At 47.7% G+C, this 25,903-nt stretch carries 27 protein-coding genes; 13 read left to right on the plus strand and 14 right to left on the minus strand.

Annotated features, from left to right (window positions below; all coding sequences use genetic code 11):
- Positions 1 to 85: 85 nt before the first annotated feature.
- Positions 86 to 865, minus strand: a complete 780-nt coding sequence (locus M3661_RS01840) for a DUF4179 domain-containing protein (protein ID WP_251481765.1) — start codon at positions 863 to 865, stop codon at positions 86 to 88.
- A complete protein-coding gene (locus M3661_RS01845; RefSeq protein ID WP_251481769.1) occupies positions 843 to 1,433 on the minus strand; it encodes a sigma-70 family RNA polymerase sigma factor in 591 nt (196 codons plus the stop codon). Before M3661_RS01845 ends, M3661_RS01840 begins: the two co-directional genes overlap by 23 nt.
- Before the next feature lie 289 nt (positions 1,434 to 1,722).
- On the opposite strand from M3661_RS01845, the gene M3661_RS01850 reads away from it, so the two are divergent.
- Positions 1,723 to 3,489, plus strand: a complete 1,767-nt coding sequence (locus M3661_RS01850; RefSeq protein ID WP_251481773.1) for a sulfatase family protein — start codon at positions 1,723 to 1,725, stop codon at positions 3,487 to 3,489.
- A 23-nt stretch (positions 3,490 to 3,512) separates the two neighbouring features.
- Here the strand turns inward: M3661_RS01850 and M3661_RS01855 are convergent, their stop codons facing one another.
- Positions 3,513 to 4,475, minus strand: a complete 963-nt coding sequence (locus M3661_RS01855) for an esterase/lipase family protein (RefSeq protein ID WP_251481777.1) — start codon at positions 4,473 to 4,475, stop codon at positions 3,513 to 3,515.
- A 116-nt stretch (positions 4,476 to 4,591) separates the two neighbouring features.
- On the minus strand, positions 4,592 to 5,137 hold the full coding sequence (locus M3661_RS01860; protein WP_251481782.1) for a MarR family winged helix-turn-helix transcriptional regulator: 546 nt from the start codon (positions 5,135 to 5,137) through the stop codon (positions 4,592 to 4,594).
- Between the two features lie 148 nt (positions 5,138 to 5,285).
- Here M3661_RS01860 and M3661_RS01865 point away from each other — a divergent pair, with 148 nt between their 5' ends.
- Complete coding sequence (locus tag M3661_RS01865; protein WP_251481785.1) at positions 5,286 to 6,284, plus strand: quinone oxidoreductase family protein; 999 nt, start codon at positions 5,286 to 5,288, stop codon at positions 6,282 to 6,284.
- A 140-nt stretch (positions 6,285 to 6,424) separates the two neighbouring features.
- Entirely contained in the window at positions 6,425 to 7,324 is a 900-nt protein-coding gene (locus tag M3661_RS01870; protein WP_251481789.1) for an SDR family oxidoreductase, read from the plus strand.
- A gap of 137 nt (positions 7,325 to 7,461) precedes the next feature.
- On the opposite strand, the gene M3661_RS01875 is transcribed toward M3661_RS01870, so the two are convergent.
- On the minus strand, positions 7,462 to 7,803 hold the full coding sequence (locus M3661_RS01875) for a zinc ribbon domain-containing protein YjdM (RefSeq protein ID WP_021257426.1): 342 nt from the start codon (positions 7,801 to 7,803) through the stop codon (positions 7,462 to 7,464).
- A 311-nt stretch (positions 7,804 to 8,114) separates the two neighbouring features.
- On the opposite strand from M3661_RS01875, the gene M3661_RS01880 reads away from it, so the two are divergent.
- The 3 genes from M3661_RS01880 (at position 8,115) to M3661_RS01890 (ending at position 11,672) form a co-directional block, all read left to right on the plus strand.
- Positions 8,115 to 9,194: a Gfo/Idh/MocA family protein gene (locus tag M3661_RS01880; protein WP_251481793.1), complete on the plus strand. Its 1,080-nt coding sequence runs from the start codon at positions 8,115 to 8,117 to the stop codon at positions 9,192 to 9,194.
- Complete coding sequence (locus tag M3661_RS01885; RefSeq protein ID WP_251481796.1) at positions 9,191 to 10,045, plus strand: Gfo/Idh/MocA family oxidoreductase; 855 nt, start codon at positions 9,191 to 9,193, stop codon at positions 10,043 to 10,045. Before M3661_RS01880 ends, M3661_RS01885 begins: the two co-directional genes overlap by 4 nt.
- 142 nt (positions 10,046 to 10,187) lie before the next feature.
- Positions 10,188 to 11,672 carry an N-acyl-D-glucosamine 2-epimerase gene (locus M3661_RS01890; protein ID WP_251481799.1) on the plus strand — a complete coding sequence of 495 codons (1,485 nt, stop codon included), beginning with the start codon at positions 10,188 to 10,190 and terminating at the stop codon, positions 11,670 to 11,672.
- A gap of 96 nt (positions 11,673 to 11,768) precedes the next feature.
- On the opposite strand, the gene M3661_RS01895 is transcribed toward M3661_RS01890, so the two are convergent.
- The 3 genes from M3661_RS01895 to M3661_RS01905 form a co-directional block, all read right to left on the minus strand.
- Positions 11,769 to 12,005, minus strand: a complete 237-nt coding sequence (locus M3661_RS01895; protein ID WP_251481802.1) for a helix-turn-helix domain-containing protein — start codon at positions 12,003 to 12,005, stop codon at positions 11,769 to 11,771.
- A 15-nt stretch (positions 12,006 to 12,020) separates the two neighbouring features.
- Positions 12,021 to 12,509: a DUF2975 domain-containing protein gene (locus M3661_RS01900; protein ID WP_065290980.1), complete on the minus strand. Its 489-nt coding sequence runs from the start codon at positions 12,507 to 12,509 to the stop codon at positions 12,021 to 12,023.
- A 143-nt stretch (positions 12,510 to 12,652) separates the two neighbouring features.
- Positions 12,653 to 13,537, minus strand: a complete 885-nt coding sequence (locus tag M3661_RS01905; RefSeq protein WP_251481805.1) for a LysR family transcriptional regulator — start codon at positions 13,535 to 13,537, stop codon at positions 12,653 to 12,655.
- Positions 13,538 to 13,657: 120 nt separating this feature from the next.
- Between M3661_RS01905 and M3661_RS01910 the strand changes: the two genes are divergently transcribed.
- The 5 genes from M3661_RS01910 (at position 13,658) to M3661_RS01930 (ending at position 19,042) form a co-directional block, all read left to right on the plus strand.
- Positions 13,658 to 14,398 (plus strand): SDR family NAD(P)-dependent oxidoreductase, encoded by a 741-nt coding sequence (locus tag M3661_RS01910; RefSeq protein WP_251481809.1) that lies wholly within the window; start codon positions 13,658 to 13,660, stop codon positions 14,396 to 14,398.
- 182 nt (positions 14,399 to 14,580) lie between these two features.
- Positions 14,581 to 15,540, plus strand: coding sequence for a helix-turn-helix domain-containing protein (locus M3661_RS01915; protein WP_251481814.1), 960 nt, complete (start codon positions 14,581 to 14,583; stop codon positions 15,538 to 15,540).
- A 192-nt stretch (positions 15,541 to 15,732) separates the two neighbouring features.
- On the plus strand, positions 15,733 to 17,031 hold the full coding sequence (locus tag M3661_RS01920; RefSeq protein WP_251481818.1) for an ABC transporter substrate-binding protein: 1,299 nt from the start codon (positions 15,733 to 15,735) through the stop codon (positions 17,029 to 17,031).
- Positions 17,032 to 17,259: 228 nt separating this feature from the next.
- Positions 17,260 to 18,213 carry a carbohydrate ABC transporter permease gene (locus M3661_RS01925; protein WP_251481821.1) on the plus strand — a complete coding sequence of 318 codons (954 nt, stop codon included), beginning with the start codon at positions 17,260 to 17,262 and terminating at the stop codon, positions 18,211 to 18,213.
- A gap of 1 nt (position 18,214) precedes the next feature.
- Positions 18,215 to 19,042, plus strand: a complete 828-nt coding sequence (locus tag M3661_RS01930) for a carbohydrate ABC transporter permease (protein ID WP_251481823.1) — start codon at positions 18,215 to 18,217, stop codon at positions 19,040 to 19,042.
- 232 nt (positions 19,043 to 19,274) lie between these two features.
- On the opposite strand, the gene M3661_RS01935 is transcribed toward M3661_RS01930, so the two are convergent.
- Positions 19,275 to 19,835: a riboflavin biosynthesis intermediates N-glycosidase gene (locus M3661_RS01935; protein WP_251482126.1), complete on the minus strand. Its 561-nt coding sequence runs from the start codon at positions 19,833 to 19,835 to the stop codon at positions 19,275 to 19,277.
- Between the two features lie 19 nt (positions 19,836 to 19,854).
- A complete protein-coding gene (locus M3661_RS01940; RefSeq protein WP_251481828.1) occupies positions 19,855 to 20,973 on the minus strand; it encodes a hypothetical protein in 1,119 nt (372 codons plus the stop codon).
- 535 nt (positions 20,974 to 21,508) lie between these two features.
- Between M3661_RS01940 and M3661_RS01945 the strand changes: the two genes are divergently transcribed.
- A complete protein-coding gene (locus tag M3661_RS01945; protein ID WP_251481830.1) occupies positions 21,509 to 22,201 on the plus strand; it encodes a Dph6-related ATP pyrophosphatase in 693 nt (230 codons plus the stop codon).
- 83 nt (positions 22,202 to 22,284) lie between these two features.
- Here M3661_RS01945 and M3661_RS01950 read toward each other — a convergent pair whose 3' ends face one another.
- Complete coding sequence (locus tag M3661_RS01950; protein ID WP_065290974.1) at positions 22,285 to 22,608, minus strand: carboxymuconolactone decarboxylase family protein; 324 nt, start codon at positions 22,606 to 22,608, stop codon at positions 22,285 to 22,287.
- Between the two features lies 1 nt (position 22,609).
- Positions 22,610 to 23,017: a tautomerase family protein gene (locus M3661_RS01955; protein WP_065290973.1), complete on the minus strand. Its 408-nt coding sequence runs from the start codon at positions 23,015 to 23,017 to the stop codon at positions 22,610 to 22,612.
- 115 nt (positions 23,018 to 23,132) lie between these two features.
- Between M3661_RS01955 and M3661_RS01960 the strand changes: the two genes are divergently transcribed.
- Entirely contained in the window at positions 23,133 to 24,026 is an 894-nt protein-coding gene (locus M3661_RS01960; RefSeq protein WP_251481832.1) for a LysR family transcriptional regulator, read from the plus strand.
- 72 nt (positions 24,027 to 24,098) lie between these two features.
- On the opposite strand, the gene M3661_RS01965 is transcribed toward M3661_RS01960, so the two are convergent.
- Positions 24,099 to 24,587, minus strand: a complete 489-nt coding sequence (locus M3661_RS01965) for a cation:proton antiporter regulatory subunit (protein WP_065290971.1) — start codon at positions 24,585 to 24,587, stop codon at positions 24,099 to 24,101.
- Between the two features lie 24 nt (positions 24,588 to 24,611).
- The gene (locus tag M3661_RS01970; RefSeq protein ID WP_065290970.1) at positions 24,612 to 25,832 is read right to left on the minus strand and encodes a cation:proton antiporter; all 1,221 of its coding nucleotides are present in this window, start codon (positions 25,830 to 25,832) and stop codon (positions 24,612 to 24,614) included.
- Between the last annotated feature and the right edge of the window lie 71 nt (positions 25,833 to 25,903).

The raw sequence follows: 25,903 nt of genomic DNA on the forward strand, positions 1-25,903 counted from the left end.
TGCCACCTCAACCTGTTGTTCTACCTAGCATTATAGCATTTCTCTCTTCATAGGTCCATGATGATATCCATCTTGAGCTTGTTTATTATCTGGCAGTTTCCGTAGCTTTCCTGGCCTTGCTCTGGTCAATCACCACATTCCCCTTCCAGCTTCCCATCACTTTGCCGATCCGATTGACATCTACCTTCATTGAAATGGACGTAGGGAGCTTAGAGTCATTCGTAAGGAAGGCAATCATCCCCTCTGGCTTATCATGCTCCGCAACTCCAGTCTGAAGCTCTTTCCCATTCTCATCGACCAAATAGAAAGGAAGGTGATTCTCTCCGTCGGTCTGAATAAAGCTGAGAATGTTGAAGCCCTCCTGTCCCGGCACATTGAAGGTCGGATTGTCTGTCTGCTTGCCGTTCTTCGTACCTTCTTCCCGAATATCCAGTTCAGTCGTATCGAACTCATACGGGACAAGCTCCCCGTCCTGATTTTCAATACGATAATGAATCAGCACCTTTTTCTCTTCTACATACATCTCCTTAAAATGAATCGTAACGCCCTGATCCGTAATCTTCTGATCAATGGGAATCGAAAGTCCCTCCGATACGGAACGCTTCACACCGCTGTCCACCAAACCGTTGACATCACTCTTGGCAAAGAATGAGTTGGTTAACGCATAACCTGCTGTCGGGACAAGCATCGCTGCTGCTAGGCTGAACATTAAAATACGCTTTTTCATTTTCAATCTCTCCTTTTCTTCCTTCTCTCCATGAAATTGCACAAACGACTTCCGTACCTGTTCATCCACCTCTTCGGGCACGTGAATATGTTCAAAATGGCGCTTTATTGCCTCGTTAATCTCTTTTGAAGTAGACATGCTCGATCACCCCTTCCCGCTCCAGTTGAGTTCCGAATCTCCGCCGCAGTTGCTTCAAGGCCAAATGGTTCCTGGACTTCACTGTTCCTACTGGTATACTAAGCAACTCTGCTATATCTTCATTGGTGTAATGGCAGTAGTACCGGTAAATAACAACGACTCGAAGCTTATATGGCATCTTATTAATAAGCGTCAACAGCTCACTCTGCCGCTCTTGCTCTATAAGGAGCTCATCTGGAGGATCTGGCGATCGCTTCTCATCCAATATTCGGTTGCGCTCCAGAAGGCGGAACCTTCTCCATATTTGCCGGCGCCAATCCTGTACCTGCCTGATGACGATACCGTTCAACCAAAACAGGAACGGGCGAGTACGATCATAGCTGGGTAGCGCCTGCCACAGCTTGCAATAAATATTGCTAACGATGTCGTTCACATCCTCCCGATTCGAGACCAGCATAGATACGGTTCCGTACACCTTCTGCTTCGTTACGCTATATATCACTTCAAAAGCTTCTATATCGCCTTCAATCAATCGATCAATCCATCTATTCCACTCTTGTTCATTCATGTGAGAGGGCCCCCTGAAATTGTATACACCCTATATTCGCTCCGTCGCCCAAAATGGTTCACTCTTTTTTTCAACCTGTCTAAAAAAAAGAAAACCCTCTCTAGTATTAGAGAAGGTTGCCGTCTATACGCTACAGCATAACTCATGCCTCATCGAAAATAAAAATACACCTATGTGTGTGTTAAATCTGCCCACAATTGCAGCATCATACCTAACATGTCCGGAGCGACTAATTCGCACAGGTATGACATATGCCTAAGTTAATCATAGAACTGGGGAGATGTGTTCGATGAATCAAGCCTCGCCTATCGTTGGATCGCTTCATAAACCGAACTTCCTCGTGCTTCTCGTGGATGAAGAGCGCTACCCTCCTGTGTATGAAAATAAGGAAATACGAGAGTGGCGCAAAAACAACCTGATTGCACAGGGATTCCTTCGATCGCATGGTCTGGAGTTCCACCGCCACTATATCGGAAGCTCTGCCTGCTCTCCGAGCCGGGCTACCTTATTTACCGGACAATACCCATCTCTTCATGGCGTCTCTCAGACGAACGGTGTTGCTAAGGGTACTTTCGATTCGGATATGTTCTGGATGGATCGCAATACCGTACCCACATTGGGGGATTATTTCCGTGCAGCAGGATACCAAACGTATTACAAAGGAAAATGGCATGTATCTTATGAGGATATTGTCATTCCAGGAACCCATTCCGGCCTAGCGAGCTACGACCCGGTAACAGGTATTCCGAATGAACAGCTTGAACAATTGTATGCAGACGCTAATCGGCTTGAGAATTATGGCTTCTCTGGCTGGATTGGACCCGAGCCGCACGGCAAAAACCCACGCAACTCCGGCTCCTCTGCCGGTGTTGGACTGAGCGGACGGGATGTAGTCTACGGTTCAGAAGCGGTGCAGCTCCTTGAAGCACTCCACCAACAGAAGCAGGAAGACCCGCATGCTCCGCCTTGGCTAGTTGTTGCATCATTCGTCAATCCACATGACATTGTGCTGTATGGAGCATTTACGGCGCATATGCCTACGTTCCGCTTCGATGTGGGACCGATTCCTGATGTTGCCCCTCCGCCTACTTTTTATGAATCGCTGCTCACGAAGCCGCGCTGCCAGGCTAGCTATCGGGATATCTATCCTCAGGCGCTGCAGCCGATTCTCGACCAGCCCTTCTATCGCAAGTTGTACTATCAGCTGCAAAAGAATGCCGACCAGCAGCTGCTCAAGGTATTGGATGCATTGAACCGTTCTTCTTTTTATGACAATACGATTATTATATTTACCTCGGATCATGGAGATCTATTGGGTTCACACGGTGACCTCCATCAGAAATGGTACTGCGCCTATGAGGAGATGATCCATGTCCCTCTCGTCATTCATCATCCGCAATTGTTCCCACAGCACCAACATATCCACTCCCTTACGAGCCATGTAGATCTTATTCCCACCATGCTGGGGTTGGCCAATGCCGATATTGATGCCATCCATAAGCAGCTGCAGACGAGTTTCAGTGAAGCTCAGCCGCTAGTCGGACGCAACCTGTCCTCCGCAATTCTGGATCAACAGCATGCGATCCCGGAAGGGCCAATCTATTTCATGACCGATGATGACGTAACACGGGGACAGCATCAAGTGAATGTGCTTGGGCAGCCATATTCAGCTGTCATTCAGCCCAACCATGTCGAAACGGTAATGGATACTCTTGACAATAATGGCAAGCTAGAAATATGGAAGCTGTCTCGCTACTTCGATAATCCGCAGTTTTGGAGCGATCCGGGCGTTCAAGACGTTACCTCACAGCTTACAGGAATGACGGAAGGTACGGATGGTCAGCTGCCCCAAGCCTGCTGGGCCACACACGTCAAAACAGTCCCGCTGGCGGATGAATATGAGCTGTACAATATTACTGAGGATCCATTGGAAATCTATAATCTCGTTTATCCGACCTATTCCACACCCTACACCCAGCACATTCAAGCTTGGATGACACAGCTTCTGGATGAGCAGCGGAAGCAGAAGCGGCTAAACCCATCCAATTCGTCGTAATGGATACTCTCGTCATAAATCCCTCACAGTGGCAATGCAAGCCTCTCCACCAGTAAAGGCGCGCTGCGGAGAAGCAGCTGAACATGATCGGCTGCAATCACATGCTTCTCCCCTTCTAACGCCAAGGCACTATGCACCATCACATTGCCATCCCCTGCGTCGCTATTCACCGTACTCCATATGGCACTCTTCTCGATTTTGTTGTCAGAACTGTCTGCCGTATGGAGATACTGTGCCGTCCGACTTCCAATTCCCGCAATAATTGTTACACGAATATGTCGTCTGAATATCAAACAGGCGTATGCATCCAGCTCATGAAGAAAGTCATTTTGAATAGGCATCAACGGGTAGGGGATCAGTCTCATTGAGGCATGACCATTTACGAGCAAATAATCCCCATACTGACAGCTAGGCACCACTTCAACCAAGCTCGGGAAGGCTGCACGAATGGCTGCAATAGGGTTGCCGGGACAACCACGGCTTACATAATGGAGATATTCATACATCGCCAAAGATACGGCATTGTGAGGGGAAGCGGCATTATACTCCAGGGTACCACCCATCCAATAGCAATAGTTCACAGGAGAGCCGGCATTAGGCGTGCCCAGCATAATAAGCTGATCCACGTCGTTTCTGTAATAACCGCTTTGCACGTAAGCGCGTGCGACAAGGCCACCCATGCTGTGGCATACCAGATTCACCTGATCGGCCCCGGTCTTGAGTTTCGCCTCTTGAATCATTGGGGCTAAATACGTATAAGCTGAAAAAGAAATACGCTGCCTCCAATCATAATAGGCAATAAATAAGTCTCGATCCCGCACATAGCCGATCCGCTTAAAAAGCTCGAGAAAAGGCTCGTATATGTCCCCAGCAAGCCCAAAGCTCCATCCTCCCGTCCCTGGCAATATCACATCGCTCATGGAGCCGAACACTCCCGGAACCAAGACGAGAGGCGTTCGCATTCCGTCCATTCCCTTTGTCTGCATGCTGCACCTGCTTAACTCAATGTACTAGATGCCTCCATATGTATGTGCCCACTATCAGGGTTATTTCCAGAGCGAGTTTTTCGTTCGAAATGAGACTGCATGAGCTGCGGCCACGCTTACGTTATCTCTTTATCGTTCCGATCAGGATTCACCCAAGACGTCGCCAACACATCCTGTAGGATACGGATCACGAACTCCAATTCTCCGCTTTCGTACTTTTGCAAAAACTGCGTCGCGCTTCGCTCAATCTGCTGGTGCATTGCATGATGGAGATTAAATAACTCTTTGCCGAGAGGCGTAGTACGATATAGAATTTCTTTCTTGTTGTTGGGGAGGAACTCAGTCTGCAGCAGCTTGCGCCCGACTAATCTACGCGTAATTTTGGATACGCTGCCCTTCAGGATACCGAACTGCTTCGAGATGGTTATGCCGTTTACAGGCTCTAGACGGCCAATCGCATCTATGACATGAAGCTCCATGACTGTCATCTCCTTCAGTATCTTAGCTAATTCCGGATTCGTGCAATGCTGCTGAAGCCAACGGCTTTCATCATCATCCTCTGCCTGCATTTGCTTCCCTACTTGCTCAACGAGTACCATAACCTGCTCAATCAGCGGGCGCTTATCCTCTTCTTCTGATCCTTGATTATGATTTATTTCCATTCCAATCACCTATGTTTCATTCTTTTCTTCAGTATAGCAATATACAAAACACAAATAAAGTTTCCAAGAAACAATATTGACAAAGAAAGGCAGGTTCCGCTATTATTGTTTCCAGGAAACTATAATGTTTAATGAGGAGCGATTTTCTATGAAGGCCATTTGTATTCACGCTTACGGGGGGCCAGAAGTCATGCAGCTTCAAGAAACTCCAACACCAGTTCCGGAATCAGGTGAAGTGCTTGTCCGCATTCATGCAGCTTCCGTCAATTTCCTTGATGTTCAACATCGTCGAGGCGAACTCGTACATCAAGCGTTTTACCAAGAGAAGGGCGGACTTTCGACTTTCCTTCCATTGACGCTTGGAAGCCAGGGTGTCGGGACAATCGAACAGCTTGGATCTGACTGTCCTCCTCATCTTACGGTAGGAGATCGGGTTCTCCTCTTTGGCGGCACTGGTACGTATGCTACACACGCCGTCACGAAGGCAGACCGCGTTATGCCAATACCAAGCGAACTAAACGACGATCAGGCTGGAGCCGGTCTTACCCAAGGCTTCCTTGCCTACGCCTTCACTCACAGAGCCTATCCTGTCAATCCAGGCGATTGGTGCCTTGTTCAAGCCGCTGCGGGTGGCCTGGGGCTTCTGCTCGTGCAAATGATAAAGCTGCGGGGCGGCCGTGTTATTGCGGTTACCTCAACAGCGGTGAAAGGTGAAATTGCCCGACAATACGGAGCGGATGAAGTCATCGTGTCATCCGAATCGAATATAGCTGAGGAAGCTAGGAGAATTACCGACGGAAGGGGTGTGCACGTTGTATATGACGGCGTCGGCAAAGATACATTCGAGGCCAACTTAGATAGTCTTGGTCTTGGCGGCTACCTCATTATTTACGGGCAAGCAAGCGGCTTCATACCGCCTGTAGACCTTATGATGCTGCAAGAAAAGGGATCCCTGTTCATTACTCGCACGAACGGCTTGCCCTATCGTCAGCATTGGCCCGAATTCATGAGCTTGCTGATTAAGTGGTTGCAGGAAGGGAAACTCGATATCCCAATTGATCGCAAATACTCGCTATCGGAAGCCGCCGAAGCTCACTCCCGCTTCGAACAACGCCAATCCGCAGGAAGAATATTGCTGGTTCCTTAAACTTATTTGTATAACCTGTTCGCATTCCGTTTGCGCAATAAAGACTCCGCCATGTGTCACGATCGTACTTCCGAAGCACCAATCTGGAAGTAGGCGAATATCCTGCCTGTAAGTTTACAAAGTTACAGGAGGATCTTGTCATGATTCCTATGATTCCTTATTACAGCTACGAAACACAATGTCGCCAAGTCCCCCTTACCTTCCCGCCGCAGCATCAGAATGTGCAGCCAGGACTTGAATATTTGATGCACCCTCAGCCAATATCCGATAATCCAGGTTACAAGGGTAGCGGCAAACTGGCGGGCAAGGTAGCAATTATTACTGGTGGTGACAGCGGCATCGGACGTGCTGTTGCCATCGGCTTTGCCAAAGAAGGGGCAGACGTTGCGATCGCCTATCTATACGAACGTATAGATGCAGAGGCAACCCGCCAAATGGTTGAAAGCTATGGAGCGCGATGCTTGCTGCTTGAAGTTGATCTCCGTCAGCCAGCATTCTGCCAAGAGGTCGTCCGCAGAACAATCGAACACTATGGTCGGCTCGATGTGCTTGTGCTGAACCAGGGCGTTCAGTTCCCTCAGGAAAGTCTGCTCTGCATTTCTGACGAACTGCTGGAAAATACGTTCCGCACGAACATATTCCCAATGTTTTATTTGACCAGAGCTGCCCTCCCTCATCTACAGCCGGGAAGCTCCATCATCTCAACCGCTTCTGTAACCGCATATGCAGGCGCTCCATTGTTAGTTGATTATTCCTCTACCAAAGGAGCCGTCGTATCCTTTACACGTTCATTGTCACTGCAGCTTGTTAATAAAGGCATACGCGTCAACGCTGTCGCTCCGGGCCCGATATGGACGCCGCTTACCGTATCCAGTTACTCAGCTGACTATGTCTCAACCTTTGGACGTGACACCCCAATGAGACGTGCCGGTCAGCCATTTGAACTTGCACCGACTTATATTTATTTAGCTTCCGATGATTCCTCCTATGTCACAGGTCAGGTGCTTCATGTAAATGGAGGTATCATGACTGAAAGCTGAGCATATAGAACAACGTTGACAGCGTGACACACTCGTCGCTCAGCGATGTCCAATTCAACCCATACAAATTGAATAGCGGACACAATAAAACCCACCTGTGACCATCTAGGTGGGTTTATCCTTTTGGCGTTGCTCGCTTATATCTTTTTTACAAACTCAGACTTCAGCTTCATTGCGCCAAAACCATCGATTTTGCAATCAATATCATGATCGCCGTCAACAAGGCGAATATTTTTCACCTTAGTTCCGATTTTGATTACGGAAGAGCTCCCCTTTACCTTCAAATCCTTAATGACGGATACCGTGTCGCCGTCGTTCAATATATTGCCGTTCGAATCGCGAATAACCTTGTCATCTTCCGAATGGCTAGCATCTGCATTCGCAGACCACTCGTGCCCGCATTCCGGGCATACCAGCATATTGCGATCCTCATACGTATATTCCGATTGGCAGGAAGGGCAGTTAGGCAAATTAGACATTATTCATATCCCCATTCATTTTATATTTTCAAATCAGTAAGCTCTAAGTATATGGGATAGATGGCAAGGATTCCACTATATATGGGATTTGTTCGGAATCTGTAAAATATGCATGCCTATTGTATCAGCTCTGTAGAAGACGTAGATTGAGGCGATCCCTACTCGAAAATCGAACGATAATCCCAATTTTATATACGAAAGTCAAATTAATTAAAGCGCATACATGCTACCATGGGAGTACTTATTGCGCAAGTCACTAGAACTAATTCGGCCTAGTTCCTTACTGGCCCCATACCTTGGAGGGATTCGATATGAGTAAAACGATTGTTGCCATTATCGGCTGCGGGACGATTGCGAACAGTGCCCACATCCCGTCTTATATGGCGAATTCAGAGGTGGAGATTAAGTATTTCTGCGATATTCGCAAGGAACGGGCAGAGCAAGCTGTCGAGAAGTACGAGTGTGGGGAAGCAATTGAGGACTATCATATCATTCTCGATGATCCGGAAGTCGTAGCTGTGTCCATCTGTACACCGAACTACTGCCATGCCTCCATCGCGATTGATTGCATGCGTGCAGGCAAGCATGTGCTGTGCGAGAAGCCAGCTGCCAGAACGTATGCAGAGGCATTGGAGATGCAGAAGGTACAGCATGAGACAGGCATGACACTTAACATCGGGGTCGTAAATCGGTTCAATACAGGCGTGAATATTATTAAAAAGATGATTGCCGACGGCGATCTGGGCGAACTGTACCATGTTTACGTCAGCTTCCGCTCCCAGCGTTCGATCCCTGGTCTTGGCGGGGACTTCACGAACAAGGCTGTTGCCGGCGGCGGCGCACTCATCGATTGGGGCGTACATTTCCTTGATATCGTAATGTACTGCACGGGCGATCCAGATCCGCAGACCGTAACCGGCCAGGCTTATAGCAAGCTGGGCAAGGATATGGAGAACTACTCCTACATCAACATGTGGGCAGGGCCTCCGAATTATACAGGCACGTACGATGTAGATGACTTTGTAACGGCAATGATCCGCACTTCCGGCCCTTCCATTACAGTCAATGGCGCTTGGGCGCAGAACATTGGCGTGGATGAAATGTACATCGACTTCCTCGGCGACAAGGCCGGCATCCGCCTGCAGTACGGCGCAGACTTCACGATCTACAGCGCCAAGCACGGGGCTCTGATGGAGAGCACGCCGAAGTTCAATAAGACAGATATGTTCCAGAACGAGATTGACAGCTTCATCTCCTGCATCCAATCCGGCGAGAAACTTCCTTCCCATATTGACACGGTCATTCTGACTGCCAAGATGCTGCAAGCTATTTACGATTCATCCGAGCAAAGAAAGGAAATTTCGTTCGCGAAGGAAGGTTCATTCGCATGAAGAAGATCGGATTTATCGATTATTACTTAGACGAATGGCATGCCAATAATTATCCAGCATGGATTCGCAATGCCTCTGGTGGAACCATGGAGGTCGCCTACGCCTATGGCCTGAAGGATTCGGAACATGGACTCAGCAATGCTGCATGGGCGGAGAAGCATGGTGTTCAGCTATTGGACAGCATTGAGCAAGTTGTCGTGCAGAGTGATTACCTAATCGTGCTTGCCCCTGACCATCCAGAGCAGCACGAAATCCTTGCTGAGCTGCCGCTGGCTTCTGGCAAGCCGACGTATATTGATAAGACGTTCGCCCCTGATCGGGCTGCGGCCATTCGCTTGTTCGAACATGCTGCTAAGCACGGCACGCCGCTGTACTCCTCATCGGCCTTGCGTTATGCAGCGGAATATACCGAAACAGATCGTGATGGGATTGAAGTAATAGCCAGCTTGGGGCCTGGTGCATTTCATAACTATTCCATCCATCAGATCGAACCGATTGTTTCGCTGATGGGTGCAGACGCGCTGCGAGTAATGTCTATCGGAACGAAGACAGCCCCTGCGCTGCTGATTGAATTCGGGGATGGCAGGCAAGCAACAATTCGCCATCTTGGCGACGAATGCCCATTTACGATGGCGGTGAAATATCGCTCTGGCAGCAGCCGCATCTTGAAGGCGGAATCGGACTTCTTCCAGCTGTTCGCCCGCGACTTGGTTGCTTTCTTCGCGTCTGGTCATGCGACCGTTCCGCCTGAGCAGACGATTGCGATTATTTCCATTATTGAAAATGGAATGAAAGCATTGCAGCAGCCGTATGAATGGATTGAGCTCCCGTGCGCTGCTATCCATTCGTAATGCAGGTGAAGAGTGGAATGGACAATTTGCATTTCATGAACCAATTCGTTATAAAGGAACAATAATAATTGAGCCGCAATAGCTTGGTTCAACAAGAGGCAGATGCAGTGCAGCAAGAAGCGGCATAAGAGGAGGTATTGTGATGTTTTCATTTCGTTCGTTTCGCAATTTCGGATTATCTGGTTCCCATACGGATCGCTTACCTCCTCCCATCTTGCTGTCATCGATCACGAATACATCGCCCAAGCAGAAGCTTCATCCCTGCTCACCACTTGCGAAGCGACATTCCCCTGCCCTTGTAGGGCCTACGATTCAGGTAGATCCGACTTTCCGCTATTATCAAGATCGCTCTGCAGCCAGCATTGCCGATGAGATTATCCAGAATGGCTTTGTGGGCGTCCATTATTTCGTCGTGAACGAAAACAACGTCAATCGCGAACTCATTGAGGCATTCAAACAAAGAGGGTTGTACGTATGGGCGCTTGTACTCGGCAACGGATCTTACTCCGTTGAGGGTTTCCCGCCGGAATGGCCAAGCTGGCAGATGGAACTGCTGAAGCCTGTGAATGACGGTTACTACCGATTCTCCCCGCATAGTAAGGACTATGTCCAATGGAAGAAGCGGAAGCTCGCTCAATTGGTACGCGATTATCCATTTGACGGGATCGAGGTGGCAGAACCGTATCTCCCTGAATGGGACGGAATTAAGCGTGGTGTATACGGAGATGTCGGCCCCCTTGCCCAAGCGGCATTCAAGGAACAGTACGGGCACCCACGCATACCGAACTTCACCAATCCACGCGATCCAGACTATTATCTGACCAATAAGGCGCTATATCAGGATTGGATCGATTTTCGCGTCAAAGCGGTGAATAGCTTCCTGAATGAGGTCATGAACGGAGAAGGAGGCGTGCGAGAAGCCAGATGCGACATCCTAGTGGCTACTTGGTCGCTGGCGATAGACGCCGGACCTGACTCTGTTGCCAAACTGCGCGAGCTGCAAGGACTCGATGCTGCAGCGATGATCTCGGCCGTTCAGCCTGACCTTCACTTCCTGCAGACGCATTGGCCAGATTGGATGAAACCGCAGAGCAAGCTGCCGCCACAGTATATTCGCAGCTACCAGAACTTCGTGGATCAGATACGTGCCGTCCATCCGAACGTCCCACTAGGTGTGCAAGCCGATATTGGCTCTACCCTGTCAATGGTGAAGGATCGCAGCTGGCTTCAAGAATTCGGCGAGGTAGCACAGGACATGGGGTTCTCTACTTGGACTGCCTATGAATATCATCTCGGCAAGTATATGTACGACGAAGCCCCTGTTCCGACTGCGGTCGCCAGACCACAGCGAGACAAGGTCGTGATTTCGTTCCAAAAGCGGATTGATGAAGCTTCCGCCAAGCGTCCCGGCAGTGTGAGCGTCGTGACGGGCAAGGCAGAGCTCCCCCTCCCACCAGAACTTATTTCTGTCGACGGCAATATGCTTATCATCCAATCGGATCAACTGCCACAGTCAACATTCTTCCTGCGAATTCAACAGATTGCGGATACACCTGCCTATTGGCTGTATAACAAGGATAAGCCCGCCAATGTGATGAAGGGTGTTACGATTGTGACGGTACAATAAAAAACAAAAAAAGCAATCCACTTGCCCCGAGGCCATTCGGACGGCTGTTGATTGCTTTTTGTGGTGTTCAGCTTATTGACGGATATCCCGCACTTCTTAGATGTGAGAGCTGTCTTCATTCCCTTCTTCGTCCTCAACATATTCGAGAATATCGCCTGGCTGACAGTCCAAAATCTTGCATAGTGCATCGAGTGTAGAGAAGCGCACCGCCTTCGCCTTATTCGTCTTCAATATCGACAGGTTAGCCATCGTGATGCCCAATTGCTTCGAGAGCTCGGTTGAGCTCATCTTTCGCTTGGCCATCATTACATCCAGATTCACGATAATTGCCACAACTATAACCTCGCTTTATATCGTTTGATCGTTTTCCTCCTTGATTGTCGCAGCCTCCTCAAACAACTGAGCCAAGGTTAAGCTCAATAACCCACCTGTTAGCGCAATGAACGTTACGACTACCATCGGGACGATAGTCGCCGCATATAAGAATAGATCGTAAGCGTATATCAAAAATACGGAACAACCATTGAACAAGACAATCTCAATAAATGCACAGACTGCAATGACTTTCAATGCCTTTGCGGTATGATGGGTGAACGGATTGCCCCCTAACGCTATTTTACTAAGTTTCTTGAGCTGAAATAAAGCCATTACAAACGGCACCGCGCATAAATAGATACTGCACGTTATCACGGTCACCATGTCCTGATCGAGAATAGAATAGGCACTCTTTAAAAAGGCAGTCAGCAGTAAAGGAGTCGCCAAAAGCGCGAGCAAGGTTAACACAATACCGCATGCCACAATGATGTTCACAACTCTTGAACTCATGGATGTTTTCATTTCCCCAGCCTCAACTTCCGTTTTCTATGGATTTGAGACCCATTGTAGATCAATATTTATTGTTAGTCAATAAATATTGACCCCTTAACAATAATTGCAACGTCTTGCAGACTTGTTACAGATAAGCTGAACACCCTTCCACATCAGTTCTGGCGAAGTTCCTTTTCCAAAAACTGATATATATTTGCGGCTGCACACCTTAACGGATGTTCCCCTGATCTACTGAGCATGCCGGACAGCATATCCACTTCGATTCCGCCTATCGCTCGTACAGTTATTCCTTCAGGTATCGGGTTCACCATTATTTCTGGGACTAAAGCAATTCCTAGCCCCCTTTGTACGTAATGCTGTAGTGCCATCATGCTGCCAATCTCCATGGTGTCCATAGATATCTGTCCGGCTTCCTGCAGGATGAAATCAAGCTTTTTGCGATACGGACAAGTCGCTGCCGTGATCAATAAGCGATGCCCCTCGATATCTGCCAGTTGAATGGCATTGTGTGCAGTTAGCGAATGATTTTCTGGCAATAACAGAACAAACTTCTCTACGAATAATGGTTCGAAGTGAAGATCGGTGCCTACTTCTGGAGACGAACAAATCGCAAAATCAATTTCACCGCGAAGCAGCTTCTCCGCTAATACAGGCGTGCTCGCAATTTCCATAGCAATACGAATCCTCGGATAGTTGTTCTTGAATTGTGCGATCTGAATAGGCAGCCGATGGCTAGCCGTCGGTTCCGTTACGCCAATGCGGACTGATCCCGCTTCCCCGTTGTTCATATCCGCAATATTGATCTGCAGCTGTTCCATGCGATGTACAATATCCAGACTCTGCTCAAAGAACATTCTGCCTGCCTCTGTCAGTTGAATCGTTTTTCCTCGGTCGAAAAGCTGTGCGCCTATCTCTTTCTCCAGCTTCTGTATTTGCATCGTAATGGTAGATTGTGCGTAGTTCATTTCCTCTGCCGCACGGTTAAAGCTGCCGTATTTAACGATACACTGGAATGTTTTTAATGTTTTGATATCCATTAGCGTACTCCTCCTTATAAATTCAATATTATTGAATCATATCTTCATATCGTTCAATTATACAAATAGACAGGCAGCCGATACAATGGACATAGGATGAACAAGGAGAGGGGAATACGTATGAACTTGAAGCATAAAGTGGCAGTCGTAACGGGCGGAGGCACCGGAATTGGCAGGGCTGTCGCTCTTGCTCTATCAAAGCGTGGAGCAGCGGTTGCCATTAACTACTCGCGTTCCGAGGCCGATGCAGAAGAAACCGTACAACTTATTCGTGCAAGTGGCGGACGCGCCATAGCGGTTCAAGCCGATATTTCACAAGATGATGAAGTTAGAACAATGATAGATAAGATTGTGCAGGCCTTCGGGACGATAGATTTATTGGTGAACAACGCAGGCATTACAAAGCATATTCCGATGGAGGATCTCGACGCTGCAACGGAGGACGTATGGGATGAGATGTTCGACGTGAATGTGAAGGGGATGTTCTACTGTGCGCGAGCCGTCACACCATATATGAAGGAGAAGCAGTGCGGCGCGATTGTCAACGTCGGCAGTATAGCTGGACAGACGGGACTCGGCTCTTCCCTTCCCTATGCGGTATCCAAGGCGGCAGTCCATGGCTTGACTAAATCCTTAGCACGAGCGCTTGCACCCAGCATTCGGGTCAATTGCGTCGTTCCGGGGGCGGTAGCGACAAGATGGTGGCTCGGTCAGGAAGAACGGATGCAGCGTCTGGCTCCGAATCTGTTGCTGCAGCGGATCTCCACGCCAGGAGATATTGCTCAGTTAATCTGCTCCGCCTTGGAGCAAGAAGCGATGACGGGGCAAATCATCACGGTAGACAGCGGACAAACCCTATAATCTGTGAAACGTAGTCAAGGTTACGAGGGGCACGCGAATATACTTGCAATAAGATAAATATCCTCCTGCACTTCTTCTGCGGGAGGATATTTGCATCTTACAGCTAACTGACTAGCATGCTTGATGGAATGGCATTCTCTTCAGACGATCCCCATTTACAAGATGCAAAGGAGTGAACGGCATTGGATATTCAGTGGAAAGCAGCCGATATTGGGAAATGGACTCATTCAGGCATTATCTACTTCACATCCAAAATGGAAATGCTCGAAGACTTGCCCTGCAAAATGTACAGGCTGTACAAGCAGCATAGTCTGACCTATCATTGCCATGACTATTTTCAAATTTGGTATGTGGCGAAAGGAGCTTTCCGGCATACCGTAAGCAATCGGAGATTCGAGATTGAACAGGGTGATATTTTTGTCATCCCCCCATTTACCTTGCACAGTATTGATATTCCCTCTGACCAGAACATTGAGATCTACGGCTGTGAGTTTATGCCTTCTTTTATTAACGAGCGCTTCGAGGAGAAGCCGATGGAACCTCTCTTTTTTGATGTTGCCTATCTGGAATATTTCCTCAGCCGTGATGATAGCGCACAATCGAAAATTACGCTCGAACACATTACGGAAATGCGTGTCCGTCATGTGCTCAAAGAAATGCTTGCTGAATATGAGCGGCGATCCCCCTTTTTCCAAATCGTACTGAAATCCAACCTGCTCCTCCTCCTCTCGATGCTCATCCGGGAAATTAACAAGGATCTTGTGCAGGAAGGATACGAGAAAACCGAGAAATATCGGTCGATTATGACAGGGGTCATCGATTATATCCATGCAGCCTATCATGAGGACCTCCATTTGGACACGCTCTGCTCGCTCGCGAAATTGTCCCGCTCCACCTTTTGCAGCATATTCAAGGCATGGACAGGCAAGACGTTCAATCGTTATCTAGCGGATCTTCGCATATTTCATGCCCTTACGATGTTGAAGCAGCCCGAACTGTCCGTTACCGATGTCTGCTATGCGATCGGATTCAACGAACTTTCTTATTTCTGCCGCATCTTCAAGAAATACACCGGCATTTCCCCTACCTCCTACCGCAAGCAAGCGATCCAGCAGGAGCCAGGCACGCCACGCATACGATAATCCCACTTTTGCACACGAAAATGAAATCAAAATAAAGCGCATACATGCTACCATAGGAATACTCCAAGCCCAGAAGGGAGGGAAATTGACGGCGATATTTGAACACTTCCGGGTGCTTCAGGCAGCATGCCCTACGCACACGCTCTGCGTAATCGGAAGTATACATTTCTGAATGATGGAGGGGGAAACGTCATGATAAGAAAGCCGTTGATGTGGTGTCTTGCATTCATTCTCGCGTTCTCTATGCTTGCAGGTTGTTCTGGGGGCAGCACCTCCAGCGAAGAAGGATCGTCTGGCAATCCGTCCTCCAAAGAGAAGGTAGAACTGAGCTTCTGGTATGGATGGACTGGGCCGGAGGCAGCAGCGCTGGAGAAGCTGATTGCCAAGTGGAACTCCGCCAATCCGGATATTCAGGTGAAGGGGTTGTCCCAGAGTGATTATCAGAAGCAGCTGACCGCCATCACGGGAGGCAATCCTCCCGATATCGCGTCCCAGTTTGGGCAAAATGTAGTGCCCTGGGGACTTCGCGGTGCCATGATGCCACTTGATGATTACATCACTAAAGACGGCGTCGATATGAAAGACTTCGTTCCCGCTGCTATAAGCACTTCCCAGCACGACGGTAAAACGTATGCCATACCGATTGCCATGCACGTAACGATGCTGTTTTATAACAAAGATATTTTGAAGGAGGCTGGCTTCAACGGACCGCCGGAGACGATCAGCCAACTTAAGGAGTACATTAAGGCACTTAGCATTGTGGAAAGTGGCGGCCGCCTGCAACGGCTCGGATTATGGCCGGGAATGGACACGTACACCTTCGCGAATGCGTACAATGGCTCGTTCTACGATGAGGCTGCGAAGCAGGTAACACCCGACAATGCTGGGGTCAAAGCTGCACTCGAACTATCCAAGGGCATCTGGAATCAGTACGGCTCAGCTAACTTGGATCGGTTCTCTTCCGGTCTCGGACAGTATATGTCTGCTCAGAATCCGTTCTTCTCCGGCAAGTATGCCATGACGATTGACGGCGAATGGCTGCCAACCTTCATTAAGCAGTTCGCTCCTACTCTCAACTACGGCATCGCCCCTATTCCTTACGACGAGAATCACCCTGAGCTGAAGAAACCGGGCAATGTAACGACAAGCGTATTCTACATCCCGAAGGGTGTGAAGCATCCCGAAGCTTCTTGGAAGTTCTTGAAGTGGATGACAGAGCCGCAGCAGATGGCCGAATTCACGGCAGCGATTGGGAATTTGCCGACGAAGCTGTCTGCGCTGAAGAATCCCGCCTATAATGGCGTGCCTGGATTTAAGGAGTTCTTGGATTACTCCACGAGCCAGAACTTGCGCTCTTTCCCTGCCACTTCCTTCGCCAACGAGTATATTGCGGAGTTCGCCGTACAGGTTGATGCCATTCTGAGGGGTACCGTAAGCATGGAAGAAGGATTGAAGAAGGTGAAAGACAAGATTCAGCCGCTTGTGAAATAAAAGCTGTGTAGAATTATGGCCTTCGCCTGTGCTTTCACTTTGCTGCAGCACCAGCGATGCTGGGTTAAATCACCGCTACATACTGACCGTCAGAGCACACAGCAGCACGTCCATAAGTCTGTAATTGATGTTGTGCCTGTCAGATATCCGCAATCCTGATCGCATCCGGTTGCTTGCAGCAAAGCCAGAGCCGATTCACGTATTGTCGACGAAAGGAGGACACTCAAGATGAAAGTCTCCTCATCCATTTCCCAATCTAAGCAGAAGAGAAGCTGGTCGAAGAAGGAGCGGCATACTTTCCTCCTCGGTCTAGTGTTCGCTGCCCCTTGGATTATCGGATTTCTAGCTTTTACGGTATATCCGTTCTTCAGTTCTTTATATTTCAGCCTGACAGAGTATGATCTGTTCAGCTCGCCCAAGTGGGTTGGATTGAATAACTATAAGCAAATATTTGAGGACGAGAGCTTCTATCGTTCACTTCGCAACACCTTGTTCATGACCTTCATTGCCGTGCCTATTACGCTTATTGTCTCTCTGTTGATTGCCCTGCTGCTGAATACGAAGGTGAAGGGAATTAACTATTATCGGACGATCTTCTATTTGCCTTCCGTCATTCCGATCGTCGCCAGCGCCCTCTTGTGGACGTGGATGCTGAACCCGGATTTTGGCCTAATCAATACCCTTCTACGCTCCTTAGGTCTTCCTGATCCTGCTTGGCTGCTGGATCCCCAATATACGAAGCCCTCATTAATTCTCATGAGCTTATGGGGAACCGGTGCAGGAGCTCTCATCTTCCTCGCTGCCTTGCAGGGCGTTCCGAAGCAATATTACGAAGCCGCTCAAGTTGATGGGGCGAACTGGTGGCATCGATTTTGGAACATCACCATGCCTGGACTGTCACCTATCATCCTCTTCCAGCTCATTATGGGTTTGATCGGATCATTTCAGATCTTCACGGAATCGTACATCCTGGCGGGCGGGAAGGTAGACGGGGGTCAGTCGCTCGGCGGGCCGGATCAATCCCTGCTGTTCTATGCGGTTAACCTGTATCAAGAAGCATTCGTGTACTTGAAAATGGGCTATGCCTCTGCTCTTGCCTGGATTCTATTCATCCTTGTCCTGTTCATTACATTCGTGCTCATGAAGACCTCGGCACGCTGGGTCTATTACGGAGGTGACTGACGTGGCCGCGAAGCTTCGAAAATCGATTTTGCCGCATGCCGTGCTTATTCTATTCTCGTTTCTGTTTCTATTTCCGTTTTTATGGCTGGTCATGACCTCCCTAAAAACACCGGATGAGATCTTCCAGCTTCCGCCTAACCTACTGCCGGACACTTTCCAATGGTCCAACTATGCAGCCGCACTAGAAACAATCCCCTTCGCCCGGTATATGACCAACACACTCATCATCTGTGCCGTCAATATTGTCGGACAATTATTCGCAGCGCCGCTTGTTGCCTATTCTATATCAAGAATACCGTGGAAAGGGCGCGAAATCATCTTCTCGATCGTGGTTGCCACGATGATTTTGCCCGCACAGGTTCAGTTGATCCCGCAATATATCATCTTCACAAAGCTTGGGTGGGTGAATACGATTTTGCCGTTAACGATCGGAGCTTTCTTCGGGGCGCCCTTCTTTATCTTCCTGCTGCGCCAATTTCTAATGGGTGTACCGACAGAACTGTCTGAGGCGGCTAAGATAGATGGGGCTTCTGAGATTCGAATTTATATCCGAATTATCCTGCCAATCCTGAAGCCCGCCCTCGTTACCGTGGCATTGTTCTCTTTCGTATGGTCGTACGTGGATTTTATGGGGCCGCTTATTTATTTGAACGACTCAGCCAAATGGACGATAACGCTTGGCCTGCAAGGCTTCCAGCAGGATCACGGGGCTCAGTGGGAGAAGCTCATGGCCGCCTCCACCATTATGACACTGCCGATGATCGTCCTCTACTTCTTCGGGCAGAAATACTTCATGCAGTCTGGCTCAGCCTTAACCGGATTTAAATAAGTGGGAGGGAAATCGAATGAATCGCACCACAACGATGCATAAGCCGCGTACGATCTACATGGCAGGGATATATGCGCTCGCCTTACCGGTACTACAATAAAAATGGAGCTCCGCATGTATGTATCGTGGGCAATCTATCGTTATGGTTGACAAGGAGAATCACTAACGGTTAAGTAAATAGGCTGCCCCCTGCCTTCTAACATTAGGGGCAGCCTATTTGGCTGTGGCGGCGTCACTCCGTTCCATTCGCCAATAACTGATCTCGCACTTCGGTTAGGGCGAATCCCAACAAATTATCGCCCCGCCATTTCATCGGATTCTCCACATCTGGATGATCCTTAGCCATTCCAATACCCCAGATGCGGTCAACTGGGCTTGCCTCCACTAAAATCCGCTGCTTGCTCGCCTTGAGAAACGCACACAGTTCCTCATTTTGCGAAAATTTCGCGAAGTTGCCTCGCTTCACGATGTCATAGCATTCGCGGCTCCACACCTCGTTGTCAAAACGTTTCACGGCGCGCCCGAACGCCTTCATTTGCTTCGGATGCTTCGCGTTCATAATGGCTTCCAGCATCTCGTTATCACCGAACAGCCTTGCCTTTTCTGCCATCATATACTGTTCCGTGCAGCTATATTTATCGCCATCTACTGTAAAGCTAGCTGTCCACCATTGGCTGAAGCAGCTTTGATTGATGCTTCCGTCAGCAGGAGGCGTATGCCCCCAGAAGAATAAGTACTTGAACTTCTTCCCCGCTTGGTGCGCTTTCTGTAACGCTTCAAGATTATATATCATCTCTGTCACCTCTAATAAATCACTCATTCTTATTAAACTTCCCTTTTAAATGCCTATAGATATTCGCAATGTTTATATGGAAACCCTTACCTTCATATTTTGTGAGTGAAATAGCTCCACCGAGAATTTTTTCACTATCCTCGGTTTTATTTTTTAGCGTTTCCGTTAACAAAGACTGTTGAAGTATTGAAGCATCTAAAACTTGTTGCTGCTGATCTATTACTGTTTGTTGATATTGAATAGTACCCCTTTGACTTTGTGTCAAAGCATTTGCAAGTAATATCTGACTCCTGAGATGTTGAACCTGGGCCAAGAGTTGTTGCTCCTTGATTCCAATGTCCATACTTATTAGTTGTATATCCTGCATGCTACCAGGTAGATTGAGGTACATATCTAGTGCCTCCCGAATATGCTGTAAGGCAATATCTTTAGATTCTGGAGTAACCGAAAAAAGTACCTTACCAGCCTCATGAGTAATATCAGTGGCGGCTTTAATCCCTAGATTCCTCAAGAAGTCTGCAAAATAAATAAGGTATTGTTCGCACGGAACTCGAACCTGTTCGGGGAAATCAAAAATGCTTACAACTGCATTTCCTCTTGATTTCTCAATAAGCAAATTGCTGACTTTATTGTATATATCATCTATCAAAGGCCTCTTATTATCTATTGTTTCCTTTATAGTATGGGTACTATTGATATCTTCAATCTCAATACTAAATCCATTATTATCTGGATCCAGACCAGAATACTCTAGTCCATATTCCTTGTGATCATGTATAACTTCCCTTAGCGATTTATCTAACTCCTTAATGCTGAATGAATTTTTCCACTCATCAAGTTTACATTCGTGGGTGAATAAAATGACAAAGTCAGGTCCCTTGATAGGTTCTCTTAATAATAAAAGCCTAGAAAATGTATCTACAAAATTCAATTTATAACACAATTCTAAAGTCTCCAACTCCCTGGGAATTTCAGAAAATCTCATTAAAGATATCTTTTCGGCTAGATGTTCATCAAAAATTTCAACGCTAAAACTAGAACTAGTTCCACTTACTCTGAAGTCCTTCTTCTTTATAACTATTCCATCCACATATAACAAAACACTACTTTCATCCTCGAGAAATTTTATTTCCAACATAATCCATCACTCCCTTTTCTCTCGTGAGCATCGTTATTCAGTTAAACTCGAACTGCTTGGTATTTATTTACTCATCATACCATTCAATACATTTGCTCAATAAGTAAAATAGTATATTGAGGCTCCTTAACCTATCAATTGATAACTTATTTCAAATCTCTTGCAATATTATTAAGCGCCACTTACCATTTGAAAATACAACACTGCAAAAAGATGATAGAGAAGTCTCCCGACTTAAACTTCGGCAACACCTGGGGCCACCCTATCAATCAGCTCTGTATTCGTAGAAGTCATTGTGATCCTCCTCAAATCAATCTCACTCCTATAGACGGGATAACATCTGGAAAACCGTCTTTGCTACCAGTAAGTTTCAAGATAGTTTGCATCAATCCTTCACGGTCACTATTGCATTGCGCATATTTCTTCACACGTAATAGTGATAAAATAAAGTATCCATATATAAAACGCATGTCGTGCGACATTCTTTTATCAACCGAGCCACATCTACATTGCACATACAAAGGAGCGTACAACCATGACAGACGCAACAACTTGGAAGAACGGTGCTCACGGACATAGATTCATTGCATCCTTCAGCGGAGGAAAAGACAGTACATTGGCACTCTATAAGGCCATGCAGGGCGGAGAAGCAGTCGGCTTAATCGTCATGCTTGAAGAAGAGGGCAAACGTTCCCGCTCTCACGGCATGCCGCCTGAGCTTATCCGTGCACAAGCCGAGTCCATCGGGCTGCCTATATTTGCAGGTGCGGCAAGCTGGACAGACTATGAGTCCGTATTTATGGGGCTGTTGGCGCATGCGAAGGAGCAAGGCGCCGAAGTATTAGTGACGGGAGACTTGGACGTACCGGAACACGGCTGCTGGCATGATCGAGTGACAAAGAATGCAGGGTTAGGCTTAGGAATGCCTCTCTGGGAAATGGATCATCTGGGGGCAGTTCAGGAGTTCATCAGTCTCGGATTTGTTACGATGCTGGTGACAGTCAATCTGTCGAAGGGCATGAAGGAAGAAGATTTAGGACGTGTGCTGACTCACGAGTTCGTGGAGGAGCTTCTCGCACGCGGAATTGATCCATGTGGTGAAGGTGGAGAGTTCCATACGACCGTAATCGACGGCCCTCTATTTGAGCATCCGATTCCAGTTCGCAAATGTGAGATCGTAAGGGACGGAGATTATGCATTTTTGCCTTTGGAGCTACAGAATTCGTAGATCAGCAATAGTTGCTTGAACATAAAAAGCACAGTGCTTAGCCACTCGCTAGGCGCTGTGCTTTCTCTATCCATGATTACGCCTTATTCCTGAAAGATCGCCTCTACGACCTGCAGCGCCGAGGCTGCACGCGGCCAGCCTGCATAATACGCAAGGTGTGTTATCACTTCCACGATTTCTTCCTGCTGCAGTCCATTCTCTACCGCTAGTCGCAAATGATAAGGGAGCTGTTCCATCAATCCGCCGGCAACTAGCGCGGAAATCGTAATCAGACTCCGATCCCGCAGCGATAATTGCTCCCGTCGCCACAAGTCCCCGAACAACACGTTCTCCGAGTAATCAACAAATGCCGGAGCTAATTCTCTTAACGACTCGCTTACCTGTGGTTTAATTGCTCGATGTGCCATGCTAATCACCCCTCTTTGTCTGACGATCCAGCATTTGAGCAATGCCATTGCCGAACGACCAATCATCGAATTCATTATCAACAAGCACGACAAATACATCTTCTTTTCTTATACTCACCGTGTTCGACAACTCCTCAGCCAGCATCGCATAAAAGCTTGTTTTTTGCTGTTCCGTCCTCCCCGATTTAAGTGTGATATGGATATAGAGCAAGCCATCGCTCCGTTCAACATTCAAGTAATTCTTGCTGTAGAAAAATTCCCCCGCCCTATGGGCATGAAAGACTTGAAAATAATCATCTTCCGGCACATTGAAGTGCCTTATTAAAGCGCACATGGTTGACTTACTGATTTGTTCAAGTAGGCGGGTGTCATATTGCTCCTCCATGTAACTAACCCGAATGAATGGCATATCCGATCGACTCCTTCTCTGAGATGCCTCCATTGTACGCCCGCTAATTTCATTTGTATAATTGAATAAAATCATGATCTTATTCGATTATTTCGATAGAGGTGACAACAAACAAATGGATCTCAAAGAACTAACCGCATTCAAAACCATACTTGAAGAAGGGACTTTCTCCCGAGCAGCCGAGAAGCTGAATTACGCGCAATCTACCATTACGAGTCAAATTCAACGCTTGGAAAAAGAGCTGGGCATACCCTTGTTCAACAGAGGCTGGGATGCGGAATTGACCCGTGCCGGCCACATGCTGGCAGCGGAGATTGACAGTCTCATTCAGCATTGGAACTATATCTCGGAACAGGCGAAGGCATTGCAGCAGGACGAAATTGGGTCTGTACGGATTGGAGGAATTGAATCCATGATGGAGACGGTGTTCCCTAATGCATTGCGGAAGCTCCGAGTGCATAAGCCGAACATGCAATGTCACGTTGTGGCGGGAAATACCGATTTCCTTTCCCAATCTATCCTGCAAAAGGAGCTGGACTTTGCCATCTGTGGCGAGCCTTCCGACGCGTCTCACTTCTATTTTCAGCCGCTATATCACGAGAGGATCACGTTCATTGCAGATCAGGCGCATCCTTTGTGTGCACAGGAGAACACCTCATTGGAAGAGGTTCTCCATTACCCAATCATAGCTGGCGGACCAAACTGCTTATATTCGCTGCGTTTAGCAAAGCATTTCGCCAGATTCGAATCATCACCTAACCTGAACACTGTAAGTCAGATTTCTTCAATTCCACACTTTGTGAAGAATACTTCTGCCGTGGGCGTCGTATTGGATACTACACCGCTGGCGAAGGAGGTCATAGCAATTGATGTCACCATAGCCGATCCCCTGATTCAAATCGGCTTCTTGCAGAGGCGAGGCGCCCAGGAATATATGCAGTCGTCCTCTGCTAATCTGCTCATGCAGATCATTAGAAAGGAAATTGAGAGAGGCAGCAGACAAAGGTAAGTCTTATCTCAGCAAAATAAAAAAGAGCACCTGCTTTTATCCAAGCAGATGCTCTCCGACTACCATGATTCGTTATCCTTGTGCGAGCAGCTCTTTGAGCTGCTTGATTTGTTTGCGCTCTCCTGCAATCACAAGCGTCATATTGGGCGTAAGCTGTACCTCAGGATCGGGATTGATATACTGTTTTCCTTTTTCAATAGCAGCCAGGATCGTCGCTCCCGTGCGCTGGCGAATTTGCAGCTCGGCAATAGATTTATTAATGCATGGAAAGGACGGCCCCACCTTGCACCATTCAATGACCAGTTCATCAAGCTCCACTTGGATAGTATCCAACGCCTTCGGCTTATAGCTCATGCCGCCGATAATAGACGCAAGCTGTCTTGCTTCTTCATCCTCCAGTGTCACTTGGGAAATGCTCTGCTCTGGATCATTATCTTCGAAATGGTATACTTCTCTTCTGCCATCATCATGGATAACGACGACTACTTTATCCCCCGACGCAGCTTCCATCTGATACTTTTTCCCGATACCCGGTAGTTCCGTTTCCCTTATCGTTGCCATATGGCCTGACATCTCCCTTCAATCCTATTTATTTGGTACGTTTGCTTTTTCTTTGTTATTGCTCCATTTGAATATGCGGTTCAGACCACTATACACATGTTTCGACTCTTTCGCCAGCAGTGGGCCAACTATAGCCAGCACGAGTACATACAGTGCGGAGAAAGGTTTAAGTAAAGGCATCAAACCGGCTGATATACCTAAGTTCGCCACTATAATGGTGAATTCCCCCCGTGCCATAATAGTAAGTCCAATATTCGTCGAAGCCTTATAGGATAATCCTGCCTTACGTCCTGCCATCCAGCCTGCAACCATATTGGACACCACCGTGAGCAGCACAGCCCCTAGTGCCATCCATGCAGCATCACCCAGCGTCAGCGGATCTATGCTTAGACCGAAGCTGAAGAAGAATATCGCACCGAAGAAATCCCGGAAAGGAACAACCAGATGCTCTATTCGTTTGCTGTGCTCTGATTCTGACAATGCAAGTCCAAATAAGAGCGCACCGATAGCCTCAGCTACATGCAGAGTTTCCGAGAACCCGGCAATGAAGAATAGCAGGGAGAACACGACTATAATAAAGATTTCGTTCGATGTGATATTTAACAGCTTGTTCAATACTGGCGGCCCCACTCTTGCGATGATGAAGAATACGAGCATATACCCCATGGAAATCCCTACGGAGAGCAGAACTCCGCCAATAGATGTGGCCCCTCCAAGTAGAAGGCCGGACATAACGGATAAGAACACGGCCAGAAAGAGATCATCGAACAAAATCATGCCCAATATCAGCTCTGTTTCGGAGTTGCCTGTACGTCTAAGATCAACCAAAACCTTGGCTACGATGGCAGTGGAGGATACAGACATCAGCCCTGCAATGATTAGCGTTTCATACAGCGGAAAATTAACCAAAAATCCGTAAGCCATTGCCAGCACAAAGTTCAGTACGACATATACGGTACCACCAAATACAATATTGCGCCCAGACTTAATTAACTTCGAAACCGAGAACTCTAGACCAATGTAGAAGAGCAGGAATAGTACTCCCATCCGCCCGAGAAAAGCTATTATGTACTGACTCTCTATAAAGGTTAAGTCGAACAAGCCAATCACTGGAGCATGCGGTCCGACCAACATACCGAGAACGATGAGGAATGGTATGATCGAAAACTTTAGTTTCCCAGCGATTAGCGAGGCGGCGGTAACTAACAGCAAGGCGGTTCCAACCTGAAAAATCATATGATCCATATGGCGGCTATCTCCTTCTTTCAAAATCCTGTAGCCTTATCCTGCGCAACAATATTCCTTGCTATCCAAAT

It is taken from the genome of Paenibacillus sp. MER 180 (assembly GCF_023713665.1).
Taxonomy (GTDB): Bacteria; Bacillota; Bacilli; order Paenibacillales; family Paenibacillaceae; genus Paenibacillus_B; species Paenibacillus_B suaedae.

Bases quoted from the DNA above. Each gene is read 5' to 3' on its own strand.
- M3661_RS01950 (WP_065290974.1), bottom strand. From the start codon at position 22,608: ATGGCACATCGAGCAATTAAACCACAGGTAAGCGAGTCGTTAAGAGAA.
- M3661_RS01875 (WP_021257426.1), bottom strand. From the start codon at position 7,803: ATGTCTAATTTGCCTAACTGCCCTTCCTGCCAATCGGAATATACGTAT.
- M3661_RS01935 (WP_251482126.1), bottom strand. From the start codon at position 19,835: ATGATATATAATCTTGAAGCGTTACAGAAAGCGCACCAAGCGGGGAAG.
- M3661_RS01910 (WP_251481809.1), top strand. From the start codon at position 13,658: ATGAACTTGAAGCATAAAGTGGCAGTCGTAACGGGCGGAGGCACCGGA.
- M3661_RS01965 (WP_065290971.1), bottom strand. From the start codon at position 24,587: ATGGCAACGATAAGGGAAACGGAACTACCGGGTATCGGGAAAAAGTAT.
- M3661_RS01885 (WP_251481796.1), top strand. From the start codon at position 9,191: ATGAAGAAGATCGGATTTATCGATTATTACTTAGACGAATGGCATGCC.
- M3661_RS01880 (WP_251481793.1), top strand. From the start codon at position 8,115: ATGAGTAAAACGATTGTTGCCATTATCGGCTGCGGGACGATTGCGAAC.
- M3661_RS01905 (WP_251481805.1), bottom strand. From the start codon at position 13,537: ATGGATATCAAAACATTAAAAACATTCCAGTGTATCGTTAAATACGGC.
- M3661_RS01845 (WP_251481769.1), bottom strand. From the start codon at position 1,433: ATGAATGAACAAGAGTGGAATAGATGGATTGATCGATTGATTGAAGGC.
- M3661_RS01860 (WP_251481782.1), bottom strand. From the start codon at position 5,137: ATGGAAATAAATCATAATCAAGGATCAGAAGAAGAGGATAAGCGCCCG.
- M3661_RS01900 (WP_065290980.1), bottom strand. From the start codon at position 12,509: ATGAAAACATCCATGAGTTCAAGAGTTGTGAACATCATTGTGGCATGC.
- M3661_RS01960 (WP_251481832.1), top strand. From the start codon at position 23,133: ATGGATCTCAAAGAACTAACCGCATTCAAAACCATACTTGAAGAAGGG.
- M3661_RS01865 (WP_251481785.1), top strand. From the start codon at position 5,286: ATGAAGGCCATTTGTATTCACGCTTACGGGGGGCCAGAAGTCATGCAG.
- M3661_RS01940 (WP_251481828.1), bottom strand. From the start codon at position 20,973: ATGTTGGAAATAAAATTTCTCGAGGATGAAAGTAGTGTTTTGTTATAT.
- M3661_RS01925 (WP_251481821.1), top strand. From the start codon at position 17,260: ATGAAAGTCTCCTCATCCATTTCCCAATCTAAGCAGAAGAGAAGCTGG.
- M3661_RS01890 (WP_251481799.1), top strand. From the start codon at position 10,188: ATGTTTTCATTTCGTTCGTTTCGCAATTTCGGATTATCTGGTTCCCAT.
- M3661_RS01945 (WP_251481830.1), top strand. From the start codon at position 21,509: ATGACAGACGCAACAACTTGGAAGAACGGTGCTCACGGACATAGATTC.
- M3661_RS01955 (WP_065290973.1), bottom strand. From the start codon at position 23,017: ATGCCATTCATTCGGGTTAGTTACATGGAGGAGCAATATGACACCCGC.
- M3661_RS01970 (WP_065290970.1), bottom strand. From the start codon at position 25,832: ATGGATCATATGATTTTTCAGGTTGGAACCGCCTTGCTGTTAGTTACC.
- M3661_RS01920 (WP_251481818.1), top strand. From the start codon at position 15,733: ATGATAAGAAAGCCGTTGATGTGGTGTCTTGCATTCATTCTCGCGTTC.
- M3661_RS01855 (WP_251481777.1), bottom strand. From the start codon at position 4,475: ATGCAGACAAAGGGAATGGACGGAATGCGAACGCCTCTCGTCTTGGTT.
- M3661_RS01840 (WP_251481765.1), bottom strand. From the start codon at position 865: ATGTCTACTTCAAAAGAGATTAACGAGGCAATAAAGCGCCATTTTGAA.
- M3661_RS01870 (WP_251481789.1), top strand. From the start codon at position 6,425: ATGATTCCTATGATTCCTTATTACAGCTACGAAACACAATGTCGCCAA.
- M3661_RS01850 (WP_251481773.1), top strand. From the start codon at position 1,723: ATGAATCAAGCCTCGCCTATCGTTGGATCGCTTCATAAACCGAACTTC.